10 protein-coding genes are annotated in these 22233 nt (G+C 48.2%); all 10 read right to left on the minus strand.

Going from position 1 to position 22233, the window contains the following annotated elements; all coding sequences use genetic code 11:
• Positions 1-13: 13 nt before the first annotated feature.
• The 10 genes from blsG to JNUCC31_RS10580 all read right to left on the minus strand — a co-directional run bounded on the left by blsG (position 14) and on the right by JNUCC31_RS10580 (position 22218).
• Entirely contained in the window at positions 14-1126 is a 1113-nt protein-coding gene (blsG, locus tag JNUCC31_RS10535; protein ID WP_192271023.1) for an arginine 2,3-aminomutase, read from the minus strand.
• A gap of 96 nt (positions 1127-1222) precedes the next feature.
• Positions 1223-2494 carry an MFS transporter gene (locus JNUCC31_RS10540; protein ID WP_192271025.1) on the minus strand — a complete coding sequence of 424 codons (1272 nt, stop codon included), beginning with the start codon at positions 2492-2494 and terminating at the stop codon, positions 1223-1225.
• 21 nt (positions 2495-2515) lie between these two features.
• On the minus strand, positions 2516-3739 hold the full coding sequence (locus tag JNUCC31_RS10545) for an ATP-grasp domain-containing protein (protein WP_192271027.1): 1224 nt from the start codon (positions 3737-3739) through the stop codon (positions 2516-2518).
• On the minus strand, positions 3732-4751 hold the full coding sequence (locus JNUCC31_RS10550) for a PLP-dependent cysteine synthase family protein (RefSeq protein WP_192272930.1): 1020 nt from the start codon (positions 4749-4751) through the stop codon (positions 3732-3734). The genes JNUCC31_RS10545 and JNUCC31_RS10550 overlap by 8 nt, the downstream gene beginning before the upstream one ends.
• Positions 4752-4810: 59 nt before the next feature.
• Positions 4811-9856, minus strand: coding sequence for a non-ribosomal peptide synthetase (locus tag JNUCC31_RS10555; protein WP_192271029.1), 5046 nt, complete (start codon positions 9854-9856; stop codon positions 4811-4813).
• A gap of 22 nt (positions 9857-9878) precedes the next feature.
• The gene (gene ltaE, locus JNUCC31_RS10560) at positions 9879-10928 is read right to left on the minus strand and encodes a low-specificity L-threonine aldolase (RefSeq protein ID WP_192271032.1); all 1050 of its coding nucleotides are present in this window, start codon (positions 10926-10928) and stop codon (positions 9879-9881) included.
• A 43-nt stretch (positions 10929-10971) separates the two neighbouring features.
• A complete protein-coding gene (locus tag JNUCC31_RS10565) occupies positions 10972-11727 on the minus strand; it encodes a thioesterase II family protein (protein WP_228469614.1) in 756 nt (251 codons plus the stop codon).
• A 13-nt stretch (positions 11728-11740) separates the two neighbouring features.
• Positions 11741-12982: a cytochrome P450 gene (locus JNUCC31_RS10570; protein ID WP_192271036.1), complete on the minus strand. Its 1242-nt coding sequence runs from the start codon at positions 12980-12982 to the stop codon at positions 11741-11743.
• Between the two features lie 18 nt (positions 12983-13000).
• The gene (locus JNUCC31_RS10575; RefSeq protein ID WP_192271038.1) at positions 13001-15064 is read right to left on the minus strand and encodes an amino acid adenylation domain-containing protein; all 2064 of its coding nucleotides are present in this window, start codon (positions 15062-15064) and stop codon (positions 13001-13003) included.
• Complete coding sequence (locus tag JNUCC31_RS10580; RefSeq protein ID WP_192271040.1) at positions 15064-22218, minus strand: amino acid adenylation domain-containing protein; 7155 nt, start codon at positions 22216-22218, stop codon at positions 15064-15066. The genes JNUCC31_RS10575 and JNUCC31_RS10580 overlap by 1 nt, the downstream gene beginning before the upstream one ends.
• Positions 22219-22233 lie beyond the last annotated feature (15 nt).

Here is a 22233-nt window from a genome sequence, read left to right on the forward strand (position 1 = left end):
GTTCAAATACTCATTATGTTTTGGAACTAACTGCGCCCTGCGGTCGAAGATATGGAATGAACGTCTCTTTTCCTTCATAGCTTAACAGCGTTAATCCTTTTTCTGAGTATTCGACAATGGTATCGAGCGAAATCGGGATTTTACCATTGATGGTTGTCACGACATACGTTGGGACTGCAAATCCGGTTGTATGCCCAACAAGTCCACGCAATATTTCTATCCCTTTTTCCAGCGGAGTCATAAAGTGAGAAACACCCGTCACATTATCGCAATGATAGAGATAATAAGGCCTTACACGAATCTTCAACAAGCCATGGAGCAAAGCTTTCATCGTTTCCAGATCATCATTAATACCTTTAAGCAGAACGGACTGATTTTGTACTGGAACACCATGCTTCAATAACAAATTACAGGCTTTTGCTGATTCCTCCGTTATTTCTTTTGGATGGTTAAAGTGGGTATTCAGCCAAACTGGATGATATTTCTCCAGCATTTCGCAAAACTCTTTCGTAATGCGCTGAGGAAGGAGAACGGGATACCTTGTCCCAATTCTAATAATTTCAACGTGTGGAATACTTCTGAGGTGTGAAATGATATGCTCAAGCCTGTCATCGGAATAGGTCAGAGGATCTCCTCCGGTTAACAGTACGTCGCGAATTTCCGGATGTTCTGCAATGTATTTGAAATCCTCTTCAAAGGATTCCGCTTCCTGCTTCTCAAAATAAGTCCCGTTTACATCCGTCGTATGATACTTGCGTGTGCAATGTCTGCAATATACGGAGCATTGCTCGGTAACTAGCATGACAATTCGGTCCGCATATTTATGAACAATACGGTTTGTTTTGCGATACTTCATATCACCCACGGGATCAACGTCGGAATACATATTAGGCATCAACTCGTCAACCGTTGGCAGAGCTTGTAAGCGAATTGGGCAATTGGAATCTGTAGGGTCCATCAACGAAGCGTAATACGGAGTGACGGCCCAACGGTACAGTCCCTCACTTTTTTTGATCGCTCTTTCTTCTTCAGGACTTAATTGGATAATTTCTTTTAGCGCCTCAACCGTTTGAATCCGATTGCGAAATTGTGCCTTCCAGTTATTCCAATCCCAATCTCCACGCATACTAATTCCTCCTCAGAGCATGTATTTAGTTAATTTTCAAAATCGAAAGATCGTGGTACTCTCCTGCCTCTGACCCGCTTGCAAATGATTCAGCAATCACCCCCCATGTGAAGTAACATCCGGACCTGCAGGCTGTGTAATGGTTCGTACCGATGAAAAGACGATAAAAATAGATGAACCCATCAGTCCAATCGCCCCCACAATCAAGGTTGGCGTAGTACCAATAATCCCTCCAAGCCAACCTCCAAGCACCGCGCCAATCGGAACTACGCCCATGCCAAACATCCGCATGCAGGCATTCATTCTTCCCTGTAAATTTTGCGGGGTGATGCCCTGTCTCAAACTGCGCTGATTGATGTTATACACAATGACCATTGCAGCATCAATCATGTACATCACCATGATGAGGATGACGGCTGGTAAGGTAGGCAATAATGTAGCTACAGGAATAACCAGTGAAACAAGACCTGCAAGAAACAACGAAGTCACCATGGTTTTACCAATACCCAGTTTTTTCACCATGGGACCTGCAACAAAAGCTCCGAGCAAGGCACCTACACCGGACATCGAAAAGATCAAGCCAATATAGACGGGGGCCAGTGCCAAGGTCCGTGAAATATACAAAATAAAAATAGGTTCTATTACATAGGTAAACAGATTAAAAATGACTGTTCCGATCAAAATAGCGCGCAGGATATTATTATGAAAAACAAATTTTGCTCCTTCGCGAATTTCGGCTCCCATGTTCTGTTTGGTCCCCTCTGGTACCTCGACTGCATCCTCCTGCTTTTTAATACGAGCAAGATATACGGCTGATACCAGATAGGTGCCGATATTAAATAGGATAGAGAAGGGAGCTGAGAATATCTGAATCAGTGCCCCGCCTATGCTTTGCCCTACAACTGTGGCACTAGAACTGCTAAACTCCAGTTTGCTGTTCCCCTCTACCAACTCATCTTTCTTGACAACCGTAGGCAGATACGAAACGTGAGCAATCTCAAAAATAACCGTATTTATACCGACAATTGCTGCGATGATATAAAGCAAGGGCATCGTTAATATGTCCATGAAGATGCCAACAGGAATAGCAATGAGTGCAACAGCACGAACAATGTCAGCTGCGATCATCATCGGACGTTTAGGCTTGCGGTCCACCCACACACCAACAAACAAGCTGATTAGCAAAAAAGGTAAAAATTCAACTGCAGTCAAAAATCCCATTTCAAGCGGTGATGCATGCATGGTTAGTGCTGCAATCAGGGGAATGGCCACAGTCGTAATCTGAACGCCAAATGACGAAACCGTGTGTCCCAACCAGAAATTCCTAAAATCATTCTGCTTCAATAAACCCAACGAAATTTTACTCATGAAGTCCTCCTACTAGCTTAATTACTTTACTATGATCTGAATAAGTCTCATGGCATGATCGAGAGTCCCAACCGTTTCCTCGAAGGTGCTCCCTTCAGCAATAACATGGCCTAGACGGTGATAAGCATTTTGTGGAGGAGTTACACGCTCCCCGGGGAGAACGTTAACTTTAACTTCATTTACATGACTTATTCGCACTGCCTGATCTTTGCCGATAATTTGATCAACCTGCCCTTCCGTGTCTGACATTAGAAACCGGATGCCGGCTGTACCCTCGTACTTCACCTGTTGAATGGTAGGGCCGCGAAAAGCACATAATATTTGCTGCTCCAACATATCCACCCCTGTAGTGAGACGAATCAGTTCTGGAATCATCCCTCCTGCCAAACGACCGTTAATCTCAATAATGGAGCAGCCATTCTCCGTCCATTTGATTTCGGTATGTGCAACTCCATTACAAAATCCGATGATCTCAAGGGCATGCAGCACAGTCTGAATGATCGTGTCGGATTGCACTGAACTTAATTTTGCCGGAAATAGATGTCCTGCTTCTACGAAAAAAGGAAGGCCTGCAAGTGACTTTTGAGTAATACCGATAATCTCCGTTTTGCCCTGCCAGCTAATCGTCTCGACACTATATTCAGGAGCCTCGATATATCCCTCAATCAGAACTTCCTTCGGTGCTAATTGACCCCGCACATTAAATTTATTTGAAAGGATGTTAGACACGTGCTGTTCAGCCACTTCAAGACTCATGCAGAGACGAACTGCATTTGAGCCGCTATCCTCTGTTGGCTTGATTACACAGGGAAGACCAATGCTGTTTATTGCGTTAGCCAGTTCTGATTCATGGCGAACCACCCTGAAAGGGGGCTGAATCATACCTGCCTGTGCAAGTATCCTGCGTGTCTTTGCTTTGTTTCGCACCCTGCGAACAACTTCAAGGGGATTCCCTGGAAGGCCGTACTCTGCGCTCAGCGCAGCCACCTGCTCCAAGTAAAACTCGCTAGTTGTCGTTATCCCCTGTATTCCCGAAAGATCGATTGTCTCTGCAAGGTGTTTACGCAACTGATTCAAATCATTCGTATCGCACACATGAACCTGACATCCCGTTTCCTTTAATCCGACGTATCTATCTGGATTATTTGTATAAAATACGGGGTCAAGCCCCCAACTTGCTGCACGAGTCAAGGCGAGCATTCCTGTACCTGTCGTGTTTGCTTCAATAAACACCAGTCTAGACACGGTGCATCACTCCCGAGAGCCTAGCGTAGGACCACGAATAAACGACAGTCTCATAAGGAACCAATTGCGGTCCCTCAGGCAAGCGCAAAGCATCAATTTGCTTTTCTTTTCTGTAGTCCCTGTTATAGATGGTACTGGCGTAACGGTCTCCCCGGTCCGGGAAAATGGCCAATATATTTGTATCTTGAGGGACATTGGACTGTAGCCATTTGGCTACCGCGTAGACCGAACCAGAGGAATTCCCAGCAAAAATTTGCTGTTCTCTTGCCAGAGCGAGCGTTGCAGCAAACGCTTCTTCGTCGTTCAGCCAGTGCACTTCGTCAACGATCGAATGGTCCACGTTTGGTGCAATTAGGGAATTGCCCAGCCCGCCTTGCAAACGTTGGGGCCAATCGGGCTGTCCAAAAATAACGCTGCCAATACAATCAACCGCCACCACCTTGAGATCTGGATTGTACCTTTTGAGTGCACGGGCTGTTCCTGTCATAGACCCGCCACTTCCAACAGAAGCAACCAGGTAATCTACACGTCCAAGATCATTCATGACCTCATGAGCAAGCTCACGATATGCAGCAGGGTTGTTGGAATTTTCATATTGTCTTGGCCAGTAGGCCCCCGGAAGCTCCTTCATCAATTCGTTGAGTCGCTGCAATCGTGCGCTCTGCCATCCGTTTGTGCCCATCTGTTCCACAATATCAATCTTGCAGCCTAACGCTGTCAGCTTGGCCAGCGTAATCTGGTCCATTCGCGGATCGGTAACAATATGAACTTCATGCCCCAGGCAGGTCCCAACCATTGCAACGCCGCAAGCCATTGTTCCGGACGAACTTTCAATAATGGGAGCTCCATCCTGCAATTGCCCACTGTACTTCGCTTCCAAAATAATTTGTTTGGCTACGCGGTCTTTCATCCCAAAGGGATTCATCAATTCAAGCTTGGCATAGACATTACCACCGATGATCCGATTATGGTTTAATTGCACCAAGGGTGTATTGCCTATCGTCTCGATCATGTTTGTGCAAATCAAACAGCTTCCCCCCAAGCCTTAGTATTCTTTTCTTGCACAACTGGTCAGGATCTCATCATAGCTTCTACTTCTTCGTCACTCATCTGCTGAATCTGCTCGTAGAGAAACTCCTCCACTCTGGATGCAAACTGCCTGATGGTTGGATGAAGCAGCACTTCACGTAATGGAACCTCCAGCTTCAATTGGCGGCGAACTCTGGAGACAATTTGTGTAGCCAGCAAGGAATGTCCACCCAAGTCGAAGAAATGATCCTCTACACCGACATGCTCCATATTTAAAAGCTCACGCCAGATTCCCACGAGGTACTCCTCCATCTGAGTTTGAGGCTCCACGAAGCTGGCAGCAGCATAGTGGCTGAGTCGTTCAGGCTTGGCAAGCTGGCTTCGGTCTATCTTTCCGTTCGCATTTAGAGGCATCCGATCAAGCAGCAGAATAAACGAAGGAACCATATAATCAGGCAGCACGTCCTTTGCCATTTGGCGAAGTTCCTCGCTTATATCTGCGGAGGTATCCAAAGGCACAACATAAGCTACCAAACGTTTGATGTTAGATGAGTCTTCATCCACAAGCACGACGACTTCTTTTACATTTTCATGAAGCAGCAGCACCGCTTCAATCTCCCCCAATTCCACCCGCATGCCGCGTATTTTCACTTGATTATCGGCACGTCCTATAAACTGGAGAGAGCCATCGGGACGATAAAAGCCGAGGTCGCCTGTATGATACATCCGTTCTCCAGGAACGAATGGATCTGGAATAAATGCCTGAGCCGTTCGTTCCGGCATATTCAGATAGCCTTGGGCAAGCCCTACACCTGCGAGATACAGTTTACCGTTAACTCCGGGTGGGACCGGCTGTAAATAGTCATCCAGCACGTAACATCGGTTGTTATCAATCGGTTTACCGATACACACTGCCCCTTCGGCTTCCATATCCTCGCTCGTTGCTACATGAAGCGTGGAGTCAATCGACACCTCCGTAGCACCCCAAGTGTTATTAAGCGTCCCCGGCAACTTGGCGAAGAAGCGTTTAACTGTGTTTGCTGTCAGCGCTTCCCCGGATGAGATCGTACTGCGAAGCTTATGGAGTCGCCGCTCATCATCAGATGTGAGTTCATCCAGTACCAGATTCAGCATACTTGGCACGAATTGAACGTGAACAGCTTCATATTGAATACATGCTTCAATAATTGAACGTGGATCACGGTGCAAACCAGGCTCCAGCAGCGCCACACGTCCGCCAGAGATCAAAGGCCAGAAAAATTCCACTGCTGCATCGTCAAAGGTCAGCGTTGTTTTCTGAAGAACGGTTTCCCCTGCTTGCAACTTAAAGTGCTTCTGCATCCAACACATTCGATTTACCCAACCCCGGTGAACATTGATAAGTCCCTTCGGCTTGCCGGTAGAACCTGAGGTATAATACACCGACACAGGCGAATCCGCTGTTACGTTGCGTATAGGTCTGCTTGTTGGCTGCTGCTTGATAATATCCCACTCCGAATCGGGGCAGATGAGGACAACTTCGTCCATTGTAAGTTTCTCTCTTGCATGTTCCTGGACAAGACATACCTTCACATCCGCATCTTGCAAAATGTGCCGAATTCGGCTTGAAGGCAGTTCCATGTCGATGGGAACGAAAGCAGCGCCTGCTTTTAAAATCGCCATCAGACCGACTACCAGCTCCAAAGACCGCTCTACGCAAACCCCTACAACACTTCGTTCGCCCAGATCGTGAAGCAACAGGTAATTCGCAAGCATATTGGAGCGTTTCTCCAGTTCCTCGTAAGTTATCATTTTGTTCTGATAGATTGCCGCTATAAGCTGTGGAGTTTCACCTGCCTGACGTTCAAATAATTCATGCAGGCATACCTCAGAAGGAAAAGCTGCAAAGGTATCATTCCACGTAAAAAGAATACGCTGCTGCTCCTCCACCGATAACAGAGGCAACCTGGCTATGCTCTGCTCTGGATCACCCAAAATCGCTTCCATCAGGGAGGTAAAGCTCTTAATCATTCGATCTATTGTTGCTCTCCTGTAGAGTCGAGTATTATATTCGAATGTACATGACAACTGTCCGGAGGCTGCTTCCTTCACAAAAAGTGTCAGATCAAATCTCGAAATCTTGCTGTTCACTTCGATTGGATGTACTGTCAGATCACCAAGCTCCAGCATTTCCTCTAACTGGTTTTGATAAGCGAACATGACCTGAACAATCGGAGAATAGGCATGATTCCGTTCCGGTTGCAGCTCTCTTACCAGCAATTCAAATGGGATGTCCTGATGCTCATAGACGTTTAGGCACCGTTCTTTGACCTTTTGCAAATAGACACGGAAGCTGTCTTCTCCCTTAAATTGGCTGCGAATAGCTACCGTATTTACGAAGAAGCCCATCATTTGCTCCAGGCCGTGCTGATTCCTATTCGCTATGGGTGACCCGACAATGATATCCTTTTGACCGGAGTAACGATGAAGCATGAGGCTAAAAGCGGCCTGCAAAATCATATATACGGATGCTTCCGTCTGCCGGCCAAGCGCCTGAATGCGCGACATCCACTGCTCTGGAAGTGTAAAATGTATTTTATCCCCCGCAAAGGTTTGAATAGGAGGTCTAGGTTCATCGGTTGGTATCTGCAAAATGGGCAGTTCTCCCGATAGTTCGTTTTTCCAGAAATCAAGCTGCTTCCGAAGACCATTCTCCCGAATCCATTCCTTGTGCCATACAGCATAATCGGAGTATTGCAGGGGCAGCTTCAATAGCGGACTTGGTCTGTAATCAAGATAAGCTTTGTACAGAATGTTCAGTTCATCCAAGAAAATCACGTTCGACCAGGCATCTGTTATCAGATGATGCATATTGATGAAGAGAATGTGGCTACCCTCTCCAAGTTTGAACAGAACCGTTCGGATCAAAGGTCCCTGCTCAAGGTCAAAAGGCTTGCGCGCTTCCTCGCTCAGTCTTTGCTGAATGAGTGTTTCTGGATGATCCTCTGCACCCGTTTCCAATGGAATGATCGGGAACTGTAGCTCCAGTTCTTCAACAATGATCGGTACGGGTTGGTCATTTACAACGGTAAAGGTTGTTCTCAACGCCTCATGCCGACGCATTAATTCGAGCAACGCCTCATGCAACGCCCGGGTATCCACATCACCTTCCAATCGGTAAGCCAAAGGCTCGTTATACACCGGATCGAGCGGGTCCATTTGCTGTACAAACCATAGACGTTCCTGGGCAAAAGACATCTCCCGCTTTTGATCGGCCAGCTTATTGGAAGTAAATAATGTCTGTGTATTCAAGTTCTCGCCCTGGTAACCACGATCTTCAAGATACCTGGCTAGATCCTGCACGTTTCTTTCGGCAAAGATCAGTGTCAGAGGCAGGTTCGGATCCGTACAGGAACGAAGCAGACTTATAACCTTTGAAGCAGAAATGGAATCTCCCCCAACTTCAAAAAAGTCATCCATCCGTCCGACTCGTTCAAGCCGTAGGACATCCGCGAACGTTTCAGCGAGAAAAGTTTCCATCTTTGTTTTCGGTTCATTCTCTGTTGTAGAGTCGCCAACAGCAACCGACGGGATGGGCAAGGCGAGACGATTGAGCTTGCTATTGCTGTTCAGCGGCAGCTCATCCAGTAGCATAATAAAATGCGGGATCATATAAGCAGGTAGCTTTTCCTGTAAAGCCTCTTTGATTTGTCCCGCCGTTGTTGACTGATCGGGGTACAATACGACATATGCTGTCAGGCGCTGGATATTGGGAATGTCCTCGCGTAGCAGCACCGCAGCTTCTTTAACGTAGGATTCGGCGATCAACGTGGCTTCAATCTCACCAAGTTCAACACGAATGCCGCGAATTTTGACCTGATGATCGGACCGTCCCACAAACCCAATGCTTCCATCCTCGTGAAAATAGGCCTGATCCCCCGTTCGATACATTCGTTCATCTGGAACAAACGGATCTTGGATGAACACCAAATTCGTGCGTTCGGGATCATTGATATATCCCTTTGATAAACCTTGGCCCGCGACATATAGGTCGCCGGTCATGCCAGTCTCTACCTTTTGCAAACGGTGGTCCAGAATATAAACCCTGCTGTTGCTCAAAGGTGTTCCAATGGAAATTTGACCCTCTGCCGAGAAGTCCTTTATCGTGCAGCGATGTAACGTGGAACCAATAGAGAGTTCCGTTGCCCCCCAAAGATTGTATAAGTCTCCAGGCATATTAAGCTGCATGTATCGGCGCCCCATCTGTGCTGGAAGTGCCTCTCCCCCTCCGAAGCACCCCCTTAAGTGTGTCATGCTTTGGACCTGTTGCGACGTAACTACATCCAGCAATCGGCCAAGCATACTTGAGACTAGAACAAGGAAAGCGACGTCATATCGTATGACAGCCTCTACGATCGCCTCAGGGTCCCGATGCAACCCTGGCTCAAGAAGTGCGATTCTTCCCCCAACAAGCAGCGGCCAAAAGATTTCCAGCGCCGCATCATCAAAGGTCAGTGTCGTTTTCTGCAAAACGGTCTCTCCAGGTTCTAGCTGCAAGACCTGCTGCATGGACAGTAGCGCCGTCACCCAGCCTTGATGCATGTTGGCAACACCTTTCGGCTTGCCGGTAGAACCTGAAGTATAATAAACAGAGACAAGATGATCCGGACGAACCCCGCTACGCGGCGAGCTGTCAGGCTGATTTTTGAGTTCCTCGAAGAAGGCCGCGAAGACAAGCATCTCCTCTGCAATGTATGAATTATCGGGCTGCCCGACTTGGTCGGTGATGTAACAACGAGCTCCTGCATCGATCAATACTTGTTGCTTGCGGGAATATGGAGCTTCCGGGTCGAGTGGCACGTAAGCACCGCCAGCTTTTAATATCCCGAGCAATACCACAATCAGCTCTGGTGAGCGATTCATGCAGACGCCTACTGGTATATCCGGGCCTACCCCTTTTTGGATCAAATAATGTCCAAGCCGGTTGGACTGTCTATCTAATTCCTCATATGTAAGGCATGAATCGTTCATGAGGACCGCAATAAGCTGCGGAGTCCGCTCGACCTGCTGTTCGAAAAGCTCATGAAGGCAAGCATTCGGAAATTCCAAGCCATTCCCCTCCCTTAATTGTTCATGCCAGTGTATCCCTCATATGATGCAATGCCTCCTCAATCTGCTGTGAGTTGACTCCTACATGAGTCACTGCCCGAATACGGCCATGTCCAAGCTCATCGACGTGTACTCCTTTTTGATGTAATTTCTGTACAAAGCTCTCCCACGTAAATCGGGGGTCGGTTACGCGAAAAAAAACGATATTGGTCTCTACAGTCTGAGGATCACATGCAATACCCGGAATGGACGATAATCCTTCCGCGAGCCGTTTGGCATTCAAATGATCTTCCGCCAGCCGCGATACCATTTTGTTTAAGGAAACCAATCCCGCTGCTGCAATTATGCCTGCCTGTCGCATGCCTCCGCCAAGCATTTTGCGATTTCGGTATACCTTTCGAATGAACGCCTCGCTGCCAACAACCATTGATCCAATGGGAGCAGATAAGCCCTTGGAAAGACAAAACTGGAGGGATTCGGCGTAATCGGCAATCGCAGCTACCGGTATTCCCATTGCTACAGAGGCATTCCAGATGCGGGCACCATCCATATGCACAGGGATTTGATGCTCATTGGCAAATGCCCGAATGTCCTCCAGATAAGACAGTGGCAATATTCGTCCGCCCATGCGATTATGGGGATTTTCCAGGCAAAGCAACCCCGGCAAAGCAAATTGCGGGTCTTCCGGGTCCCGGGGAATTGCCTTTTGCAGGTCTTCGAGATCAAGACGCCCATCAGCTTGGGTGCTGATTGGTTCGTACATAATCCCTCCACAAACACTCGCCCCCGCTGCTTCATAAATATAAATATCCGACTCATCACCAACGAGTACCTTGGATCCACGTGGGCAATGGGCCATAATAGAAGCAAGGTTAGCCATCGTGCCGCTGGGCATAAAAATGGCCGCTTCCTTTCCCAGCATTTCAGCTGCCTTCAATTCCAGCTTTTTTACAGTAAGGTCTTCACCGTACACATCGTCCCCAAGCTCAGCCTGAAACATGGCTTCCAGCATTTCAGGAGTAGGCAGAGTAAAGGTATCGCTGCGAAGTTCAATCTTGGAAAAATCAGACATACCGTCTCCTCCAGACTAAAAGCAAGATGTTCATTTCATGCGATTAAATATAGCGCCTCATCGCTTCGGCAATGGTACTTAGCAACTCCATCGGGGCTTGGAGGAAATCATGATGATCTCCATCCAACACTTTGAAGGACGCTTGTCCGTATTCTTTCCAGCCGCCTAATAGGGACGGGTTCACCTCTTTGTCTCTATTCCAGCCGATAGCGGTTACCGGAAAAGGAAGAGTCTCGGGGCAATCTTGTTTATAACTGCGATTCGCTTCCAGATCAGAACGCATGATTCCGGTGTTCAGCTCAACAATGTCAGGCAAAGCCTTGCCCCCCATTTTATGAATGAGCAATTCGATCTCCACTGCAAGCTCCTGATCATCCAGTTCCAGAAACCGGCCATAGGGGCCTTCATGGGGTGCGACTTGGGATGATATAAACAAGTGTGACGGCAATGGCCCTCCATTACGCATCAATTGAACGGAAGCCTCATAGCTGGGTAACGCCGAACCACAGTGGCCAAAAAACGCAAAGGGACGATCCATATAAGGGCGTAGTGCTTCATTAAAATTCTCTGCAAGTTGCTCATAGGATGAATAAGTGGGTTCATGAAATCTGTTCTCGCGACCAGGAAGCTGGATCGGGCATACTTCGATCTTGCCAATGAATTCAGGCCAGTGGCGATACATGCTTGCACCGCAGCCGGAGTAGGGTATACAGAACAAACGTGCTTTGGCAAATGGGGACGGCTCTCTGAGGAGCCATGGATTGTTTTGAATTTCCGCTTCTTCAATAACGTATTCCAAGTTTATCCACTCCTTACGATTTTCGTGCATACCCTCGAACAGGCATATGTTTGATGCCGCTAATAAAGTTGGAGCCCAAATATTCGACGGGTCCCATGATGTCAAAGCGTTCGTAATTCGCGAATAGCTCCTCATACAGCATGGTCATCGTCTGCTTCGCCGTTTTGTGACCGATACAGTGGTGGGGACCGCTGCCAAAGGCAATGTGCGGATTTGGCGTTCGCCGAATGTCGAAGGTATAGGGATCGGCGAAGATATCCTCATCTCGGTTAGCCGAGCCAAGCCACACAACAACAGCATCGCCTTCTTTAATTTGCGTTCCCCTAATTTCAACATCACGCGTCGCGTATCTCATAAAATGACTGGCTGGAGAAGACCAGCGAAATACTTCTTCGAGTCCACTGTCCATGCATTCCGGGTGGGAGGCAAACTCACTGTACAGATCCTTTTTGACCAGTTCCAAAAAAGAGATACTGGCAGCATGGGGTGTAGTGACCGTTGCTCCGAGTAAAATACTGTAACAGTTGGAAATCACGGTCCCCGTATCTATCTTGGCTCCATCCATTTCCACATTCATCAGAATGCTGATCAAGTCTTCGCCTGGAGAGCGACGACGCTCACTAACGATGTCCAGAAAGTAACCGAACAACTCCCGATGTGCTCGTTGCAGGGTGGCGGTACTCCCCTCGACCAACATGTATTCTTCATCATCAGGAGCAATGGCCATCGTGGTAAGCTGCGTCAGCATCGGCCAATCCTCTTCAGGCAGATCCAACATGCATCCACTCACGGCAATGGACATCTCGAACATGGCACGGGCAAAGTCTACTCCGTCCGCTTCCAAGCAAGGAGATAACAATCTGCGGATGGTCTTGCGAATCTGTTCCTCATGTTTGTCAATTGAATTGTGATTGAACCCGCGCTGGAGCGGGCGACGAATCTGGGTATGACGCGGTGGGTCTGTGACCGCCATTTGCTTCCTGCCGGCCGGGTCCTTTGTTCCCAGTAGGTTCACCAAGCTGCCCTGTTCCGAAGTAAATGTGTTGTAGTCTTTTAAAACTTGAATGGCATCTCTATGCTTCGTAATGGACCAAAATCCCAGTTCCTCATTAACCTGCTGCCAATGAACAGGCGCCTCACGGCGCATAACGTCCCATACAGCGTAAGGCTCCCCATGGCTATATAACCGAGGGTCGAGCAAATTGACTTCGGCTAAATTCACTTGTGATGTATTTGGGGCATTGGTTGTTGGCATGTATCCATCCTCCTTGAGTTAGCCTTGTGTGACCGGTTTGCTATCCTCGATCATGACAGCAAGCTCCGCAACCGTCGGCTTCGTATAAAGGAAGCGGGCAGGTATGACCGTTTCCAGTAAGTTCTCCATATTAACGATCAGTTCAGACAGGATCAGCGAGTCGCCGCCAAGTGAGAAGAAGTTGTCGTGAATGCCGACAGGCTCCACCAACAAGTTCTCTCCCCATAGTCTGACAAGTTCCGATTCCATCGCATTTCTCGGCGCAGTATAGGGTGTGCCCAATCTGCGAGGAGAGCGCACAGCCGCAGGCAATTGTCCCCTGTCTACCTTCCCGTTCGGCGTTAACGGCAATTCTGCCAACGGCATGATGGCCCATGGAACCATGTAAGGAGGCAACTGCTGACTCAGGTATTCATACAACCCGGTCAGCTTCCCAGATTCCTCATCTGGAGAAGCGTTGGTCACAACATATGCAAGCAGACGCTTGTTGCCCAACCCGTCCTCTTGTGTTGTAACTACGGCAGCCTGAACATCTCCATGTTTGGTGATGACCATTTCGACTTCATCCGGCTCTACCCGGTATCCCTGAATTTTAACCTGTCGATCTGCACGACCGATAAACTCCAAGCTTCCGTCTTCAAACCACCGAGCAAGGTCCCCTGTTCTCAACATTCGGGCCCCGGCTGTTTTACTCCATGGATTTGGCATGAATCTGCTCGCCGTCTCTGCCGGATTATTCAGATATCCTCTCGCTAAACCTGCCCCAGCAACGTATAATTCACCCTCCTGTCCCGGGGGCACCGGATTCAGATTCTCATCGCAGACGATTGCCCACGTTCCGTTGATCGGTGAACCAATCGGGACAGTAGGGTGGGTCGTCATCGTCGTGGTGGTCCAGCAGGCCGAGAATGTCGTATTCTCCGTTGGACCATATCCATTGGTGAACGTCAGATGCGGATGGGTTGCCAGAAGCAGCTCAAGGTGTGCAGACGAGATCACATCCCCACCTGCCAACACATGTTTAAGCCCCTTAAACATATCCAGATAGGAATTCACCATTACCTGAAACAATCCAGCGGTTAGCCATACGGTCGTTACTCCCTCCGTTCGGATCGTTTCAGACAGCAGGTCCGGACGTATCACTCCGCAATCGTAGATAACCAGCCGCCCGCCATTGGTAAGAGGAGACCAAAGTTCAAACGTGGAAGCGTCGAAAGCGACCGGTGAAACAAGCAAAAATACATCATTGGGTGTAAACGAGAAATCCTTGGCATTATCGACTAAACGAGAAACCGCCCGATGCGGTACACATACGCCCTTCGGCGTGCCTGTCGAACCTGATGTATAACTAATATAAGCCAAGTGCTCTGGTGTCACTTCTGCTTTCTTCCGCCTATGGGCCGAAACAAAAGTCTGTTTGTCATGATCCAGCAGCAGTACAGGTATCGAATGTCCTTCGAACCGCTCACTGAAGCAGCTTTGAGTAATAACCAGGCAGGGCGAAGCATCTTCAAGGATAAAATTCAGCCTTGCCTGCGGAACATTTGTCTCGAGCGACAAGTAGCATCCCCCTGCCTTTAGGATGGCTAATAACGAAATCACGAGGTCAAAAGAACGATTGGCAAGAACCGTAACGATGCTGTCAGGGCCAACTTCAAACTCTGCCAGCCTGTTTGCGAGAGCTTCAGCAGCTTCATCCAGTTCACGGTAAGTCATATGTGTGGATTCATAGGTCAGTGCAACGCTATCAGGATTCGCTTGCGCATGGCGTTCGAACAAGTGATGGATGCAGGAAGACGGATTCAAAGGGATGACGCTCCCGCTCCAAAATGGGGCTGGCTCCGTTTCCGAAATTTCCTGAATACATCCCTCTTTCACTAAATCGCTGACAAATGAAGGATTAGGCTGCAGGCTTACTGGCCGCATATCCGTCCAGACGCCTTCGATCTGCTTCAGACATTCCTCGACCGTTCCTTCAAAGCCCGCGTATTCCCAGCCATATGCAAGCTCTCTCTCCACAGGCCAGATAGAATATTGTCCGTCGCTATTTCTAAGCGTTATATATCGCAATTGGGCTGACATCAGACCGACTCCTTCGCTTCATGGGTATAGGATTTCAGATACGCTGCAATCCGTGCAATATTCGAGGGATTCATCATGGAATAGTGATCCCCGTCCAGCATGATGCTATCTACTTGCTTGGCATAGTTGCTCCAGTCACCCTCCATAGACAGAGCACGTTCCTCCGCTTGGGCCTTGAACCAGGTTAACGTACCACCAAACCATTGGGGAACATGCTCGTGCATCGCCCTGTAATTGGATTTGAACAGAGTATAGAAATGATTCAGATGCTCCTCATCAGGACTCCACTCTTTTTTCCGCTCATCAGAACGATCCCCTATCATTTGTACGCCTGTAAGGTCCTGCAGGAAATGTTCCTTCCATTCGTTCTCCGAAAGCTCAAACGCTGCTTCGTCATGAGACCTTAGTCTTGCATCAAGCAGCATCAGCATCTCGACCTCTTCTCCCACCTGTTCAAGCTGGCAGGCCATTTCATGCGCCACAATACCGCCGAATGACCAACCTAACAAGGCATAGGGTCCTGTTGCCTGCACAGCCCTGATCTGTGCAATATACTGATGAGCCATATCCTTAATCGAAGAGAAGGAACGCTCTGGCATGTCATAGTTCATGGGTCCGTTCAAATGCTCGTCCTGAATGGCGTAAACAGGCCATTCCGCTCCCAAAGCCTGTGGAAAAGCGTTATAACATACGATGCTTCCACCTACAGGATGAATGCAATAAAGGGGCGTTCTGGAACCTGAAGCATTTAAAGCAACAAGAGATGATGGTTTTGGCTCTCCTGTCGGAGCCTGACTCAGCAGTGTGGCTAACCGCTCGATCGTGTCATACTCTAGAATCGTTGATAATGGCAGCTTGCGGTCAAATGCCTGTTCTACTCTGGCCATGAGCTGAATCGCGAGTAATGAGTTACCGCCCAGGTGGAAAAATGAGTCCCTGATGCCTGGAGCAGCGATTTGAAGAACCTGTTTCCAAATATCCGATAATTGGTGCTCATAGGAATTCCTTGGCGGCTGGAATGCATCATTCAGTTCTGCCACAGGGTCCGTATTGGGCTGCGGGAGCGCCTTCCGGTCTATTTTTCCGCTAGTCGTTAACGGCATTTTATCAATGAACATCCAATGAGCAGGGATCATATACTCAGGCATGCGATTTTTTGAGAAGCTGTACAAGTCTTTGCGAACCAGCGGAGCATTCGGGTTGCTTTGCACGATGCAAGCAACTAGCTGCACATGCTGCCGATTGTCACTGGTCGTGTATACCACGCATTCCGCAATGCCGGGATGTTCGCCCAATCTGGCCTCAATCTCCCCCATTTCAATACGATGACCGCGTATTTTGACCTGGTGGTCTAGACGACCTATATATTCAATAGCTCCGTTCGGAAGATACCTGGCTTCATCCCCTGTTTTGTACAGGCGTGCATTTGGCTCGGTTCGGAGTGGATCGAGTATAAATCTCTCCGCATCCAATTCCGGCCGGTGATGGTATCCGCGTGCCAGGCAGACGCCGCCGATATACAGCTCACCAGGTACACCGACAGGCACAGGCAACATCCGTTCATCGAGTATCCGCAGATAGACATTGGCAATGGGATAACCGATTGGAACGTGGATATCTTCCGGTTTGCATGACCAACTGGTTACATCAACAGCAGCCTCCGTAGGTCCATACAGGTTATGCAATTCACACGACAGCTTTTCAAAAAATAGTTGTTTTAACATATGCGTAAGTGCTTCCCCGCTGCAAATGACCCTTTTCAGTGTGGTACATTGCTCTACTCCTCGTTGAGCCAAAAAAGCATGCAGCATGGAAGGCACGAAATGTATCGTTGTAATCTCTTCTTCCTGAATGAGCTTAACCAGATATTCCGGGTCCTTATGCCCTTCAGGCTCTGCAATGACTAATCCCGCTCCCGAAATCAACGGCCAGAAAAACTCCCATACGGAGACGTCGAATGTAAATGGTGTTTTCTGAAGCACCCGATCCATTCCGGTTAATCGATATTCTTTCTGCATCCAGAGAAGACGGTTAGCAATCGCTTTATGCTCGATCAACACCCCTTTGGGTCTTCCCGTAGAGCCGGAGGTATATATCATGTATGCAAGCTGCTCAGGCAGGCACGGGACAATGGGATTCGATGCAGACTCGGTGGCTAATTCCTCATGAATCCGTTCCATATACAGAACTGTTCCAGCGTATCCTTCAAATAATGAAGCCCACTTTTCGCTGGTCACGACAAGCCCAAGATCAGCATCCTGAATAAGCTCCTGAACGAAAACTGCCGGATGATGCGGATGAATCGGTACGTAGGCGCCGCCCGCCTTCAGAATAGCCATCAGACTGGTGACCAGTTGAGTGGATCGTTCCAAACATATACCTGCCTTCACATCTGGCCCAACTCCATGTTTATGCAAGTAATGAGCTAGCCGATTCGCTTGTTCATTACACTCACGGTAGCTTAAGCGTTGACCTTGATAAGCAAGAGCAAGCTGCTCAGGTGTGCTCTCCACTTGCTGCTCGAATAACTTGTGCAGCAGATGGACCTGGGGAAAATGGTTTTCCGTTTGATTCCAGTTATCTATTTCCTGAAGTTCCTCAACAGACAGTAAGGTGTCGTGATCAGCGACTTCATAGGTATGATGAACGATTGCACGGAGCGCCATCTGATAGTATCCGGCAACTCGGCTCATTTGCTCTTCGCTGAACAGCACCTGATCCCAACGGAGCGCCAGCCTTAATTCACCACTTTCACCATCCAGCGAAAATTCAGCACCAAATGGAAAACTGTTATCGGCGTATCCCGGCTCCTCAACAATGTGCAGTTTCCCATAGGAACCCAGCTTCTGCTCAGATACATAGAAATGAGTGAAATTAAAGAATGTCTCAAATAACTTGCCGTTTCCGGTATCCTGTTGGATCTGGGCCATAGGATATCTGCGATATTGCAGCATTTCCTTTTCGGTTTCCCACGTTTTTTCCGCAATGGCGGCCCAGGTCCCTCCGTCCAGTTGCATGCGAAATGGCAGTGTATTCAGAAATAAGCCCAGGGCGCGATCACCATCCTTCTGCTCAAGACGACCGTGGAACAGCACTCCCGTTGTGATGTCCCGCTGATTGGTTAATGTTTTTAAAATGTGTATGTGAACGGCCAGCAGCCAGCTCTTGATCGGAATCAGCGTCCTCTGTGCGAGTTCATGCACGTCACGTGAAAGAGATGGCGATATGTCCACCTCCTTGAGCTTCATGACGGGAGGAGCTGTATCTGCCGGTTCCCACTGTGGAAGCCTAATTCGGGAAAAGCCGTCCAGTTTTCCCTCCCAGTACTCCTTGTGCTCGGGGGATTGTAATGCGTTCAATTCCTCTCTCACATATTGCTTGAATGTCGTTTGTAATCGTGGAGCAGGCTCCAATACCTGATCTTGCAAAAGGTGATCCACTGTTCCGAACAACTCTGCTGTAAAATGGGCCACACTCCAGCCATCCAGTACGGAATGATGCATGGACACGATCAGTTGAACCCAGTCCTTCGCGCGCTGCAACAGAACGACACGCAGGAGCGACTGACTCCAATCAAAGGATGTATCCATTTCATGCTCCACCCATTCCTGAAGCATTTCCTGTTGTGTGTCAGGGTCCATATCGCTTACATCTACATACTTGATAGGCAGCTTGCCTTTTGTATGCACCAATTGCAGAGGAAGACTGTAACTCGAGAGATCAAACGTCGTACGCAAGATCGGATGACGGTTGATTAACATCTGGAAGGCTTCGTCCCATACTTTCCTATGGAAGGAACCCTTTATGGAAAATTGAATGAGATCATGGTACAACCTGGACCCCGAATGCAGCTCACTTTGAAACAACATGCCTCGTTGCAGTTGTGTAAGAGGGTACGCATCCTCTATTTCTTCAGGCAGTTTGGCAAGGTCCTCTTCAGGCACCAGATCAAACCTCTTGTCTGTAAGCTTGACGATGTCCTGATTCATCAATACATGAGGGGCAAGCTCCCGGATTGTTTGATGAGATAACAAGTCCCTGATACCGAAATAGAGATTGGCATCTTTGGCAAGAGCAATAATCGACAGCATCCGGATTGAATCTCCTCCACAGACGAAATAATTGTCCTTGACGCCGATCCTGGAAACTTCAAGCACAGTCTCCCATATGTTTACCAGGCTCTCCTCAATTGGATTGGCTGGGGGCACATAAGCGGACCGCCTCGACTTATGTTCCGTGTTACTCTGAAGAAGATCATAGTCTATCTCACCGCTGGTCAATCGAGGCAGTTGTTCCACCCAAAGCAACGTTCCCGGAACCATATATTCAGGGAGCTTGTCCCGCAGATCATGCTGAACCTGTTGTACGGGAACAGTCTGCCCAGTCACAGCAACTAGGTAAGCCATCACATACTCAACACCGTATTCGTCTCTCTGTACCTGAATTGCTGCTTCCTGAACAGCCGGGTGATGAAGGCACGCCATTCGTATTTCATCAAGCTGAACGATATATTCACCTAGCTCCGCTTGGTTATCCAAATGACGTAAGCATTCGATCTCTCCGTTCGGTAAATAGCGACACATATCGTCCAGACGATATAACCATACACCGGGCTCGCCGTTTACTGAACGATAGCTCCATCGCTCATCGAGGTGACTGGCGTGAAACGCTCTTGCATGATCCGAATCCGGCTCGCTCACATGCAGTGTACCCGCGGCACCCATCGGCACAACCTCGCCACTGGCATCAAGAATATACAGCACCCGCCCAGTTAATGGTGCACCAATTCCTCGATCTGGTCGTTCATATGAATTTCCACTAGCCGGAATGATACGACTACTGACCACGCCCCCCAGTTCGCTCAGGCTGTTTATTTGAATGAGTTGCGGCTGGTGACGGGTATGACGACCTAACCACCCATTCAATGAAGGTATGGTTATGTTCTTTCCTTTAATAAAAATCGTACGAAGGTCCAACTTCCCTTTTGCATTGGTTTCATCCAGCCTGATCCAGGCGAGAAATGAAGCCTGAGTTAGTGTAAGACGCGTTATTTTTTCCTGAATCAGCAGTTCATTCATATATTTAGGTTGATCGGCAATCCATCCAGGCACGATAACCAGTGTTCCTCCATTGAACAACGCTCCGCATATTTCCCATAACGCAAGTTCACTGTCCACTGCATGAAGCATGGCCCATACATCATCCTGATTCAAATCAAACGTTCCCGTTGCCGATTGGGATAGCTGCACAATTCTGTAATGAGGGACAGCGACAGTTTGTGAAGCACCAGATGCTCCAGCATTCCAGAACAGATACGCTCCATCATGTGCAGCCACCTGTACCTCAGGATTGGCAGCATACGCAGGGATGTCAGGAATCCGTTCCAAACAAAAGATCTCTTGTCCTGCTTGCGGGACTTTGCGGACGTTGTTTTCGTTTGTAACAATGCATGATACACCTGCATGTTGCAGCATCATAGTATTCCGTGCTACAGGATGCTCAGAATTCAACGCAACGCAGCAGCACCCTGCTTTCCATACGCCCAACATACTCACAACGAGGTCTATGGATGGATCAAGCCATAGTCCTACGGCCGTGCCGGGAACAACCCCGTTCTCACGCATATACCACGCAACCTGATTGGCTCTCTGATTAAGTTCAGCGTAGGTCATTGCTTCACTTTGATCACGAACGGCAATGGTATCCGCTTGCAAGACAGCCCAGTGTTCAAACGAATGATGGCCACATGTCGAACTCGGTACTTGGATCTTCGTATCCTTTTGCTGATACAGTTGTTCGTTTATAGACCGCTTCTCTTGTTCATGCATAAAAGGAATATGCCATATTTGCTGCTCCGTATCCTCCAGAATGCTTTCTATGAGTTGCACATAATGGACAGATAGCTGTTCAATCAGAGCCTCATCATATAAATTCTTTTGGTATTCGAATATGCCATGTAGTCCAGCTGACGATTCCGCAACGTCTAGATACAATTCGAACTTGGCTGTACCCAGATCTAACTCAACCGGCTTAATATCGATATGTGGCAAATCGAGCTCTAGCTTCGGATGATTCTGAAACGAGAACATCGCCTGAAAGATTGGTGTCTGTCCGAGACTACGCTCCGGGGCCAGTCTTTCAACGAGCATATCAAAGGGTACATCCTGATGCTCGTAAGCTTCTAATGCAGTCTTTCGTAGCTGCATCAGCATTTCCCGAAAGGTAGGATTGTCATGCAGACGAGCACGCAAGGTCATTGTATTCACAAACATCCCAATGACGTTCTCAAGCTCAATGTGATGCCGATTGGCGATAGGCGTTCCGATAATAATATGGTCTTGACCCGAATAACGAGCCAGAAGCAATTGGTATACAGCCAAGAGCCCAATATATAACGACGTACCGCTGCTGCTGCATAACTGCGCGAAGCGCTCAGATAGCTGTAGAGGAATGTGAAATTCAAGAGAAGCTCCTGTATTATCGATCACAAGTGGTTTTGCTGGATCAACAGGAAGATCCAGAACAGGTAGTTCTCCTTCCAGATGCTTCTCCCAAAATTGCATTTGTTTCTCCAGCCCTTCGCCTTGCAGGCTTTCTCTTTGCCATTGCGAAAAGTCAGCTACCTGGATCGGCAGCTCTGGTAACTCAGCCTCTTTTCCTTGTCGTCCAGCGGAATACAGCAAACTCAGCTCCCGCATGAAGACAGAATAGGACCAACCGTCCGTAATAATATGGTGCATGTTGATTAAAAGGTAATGTTCCTGTTCACTAATGGAGTAAAGAACCATCCGGAAAAGGGGGGCCTGTTCCAATGAAAACGGACTGCGTATGTCCCGCATTATCCGCTCATTAATTCGCATGACAGCTTCGGTCGGTAATTGAATATGACTGATGACATAGTCCAGTTCGGGAATGATGACTTGCATGATGTCATTGTTCTCCACTGTAAAATAGGTTCGGAAGGATTCGTGACGCTCCACCAGTTTGTTAATAGAGCGCTGAAGTACTTCGAGATCAACGGGTCCGTCAAGCTTATACAGCAGCGGCACATGATAGACAGAAGGATCAGTTATGGTCTCCTGAACAAACCATATTCGTCTTTGAGCAAAGGACGCTGGAAACAAATAATGGTTACTGCTAATCGTTGTACTCAATTGGTCAGTCCCCTT

The organism is Paenibacillus sp. JNUCC-31, from assembly GCF_014844075.1.
Classification (GTDB): Bacteria; Bacillota; Bacilli; order Paenibacillales; family Paenibacillaceae; genus Paenibacillus.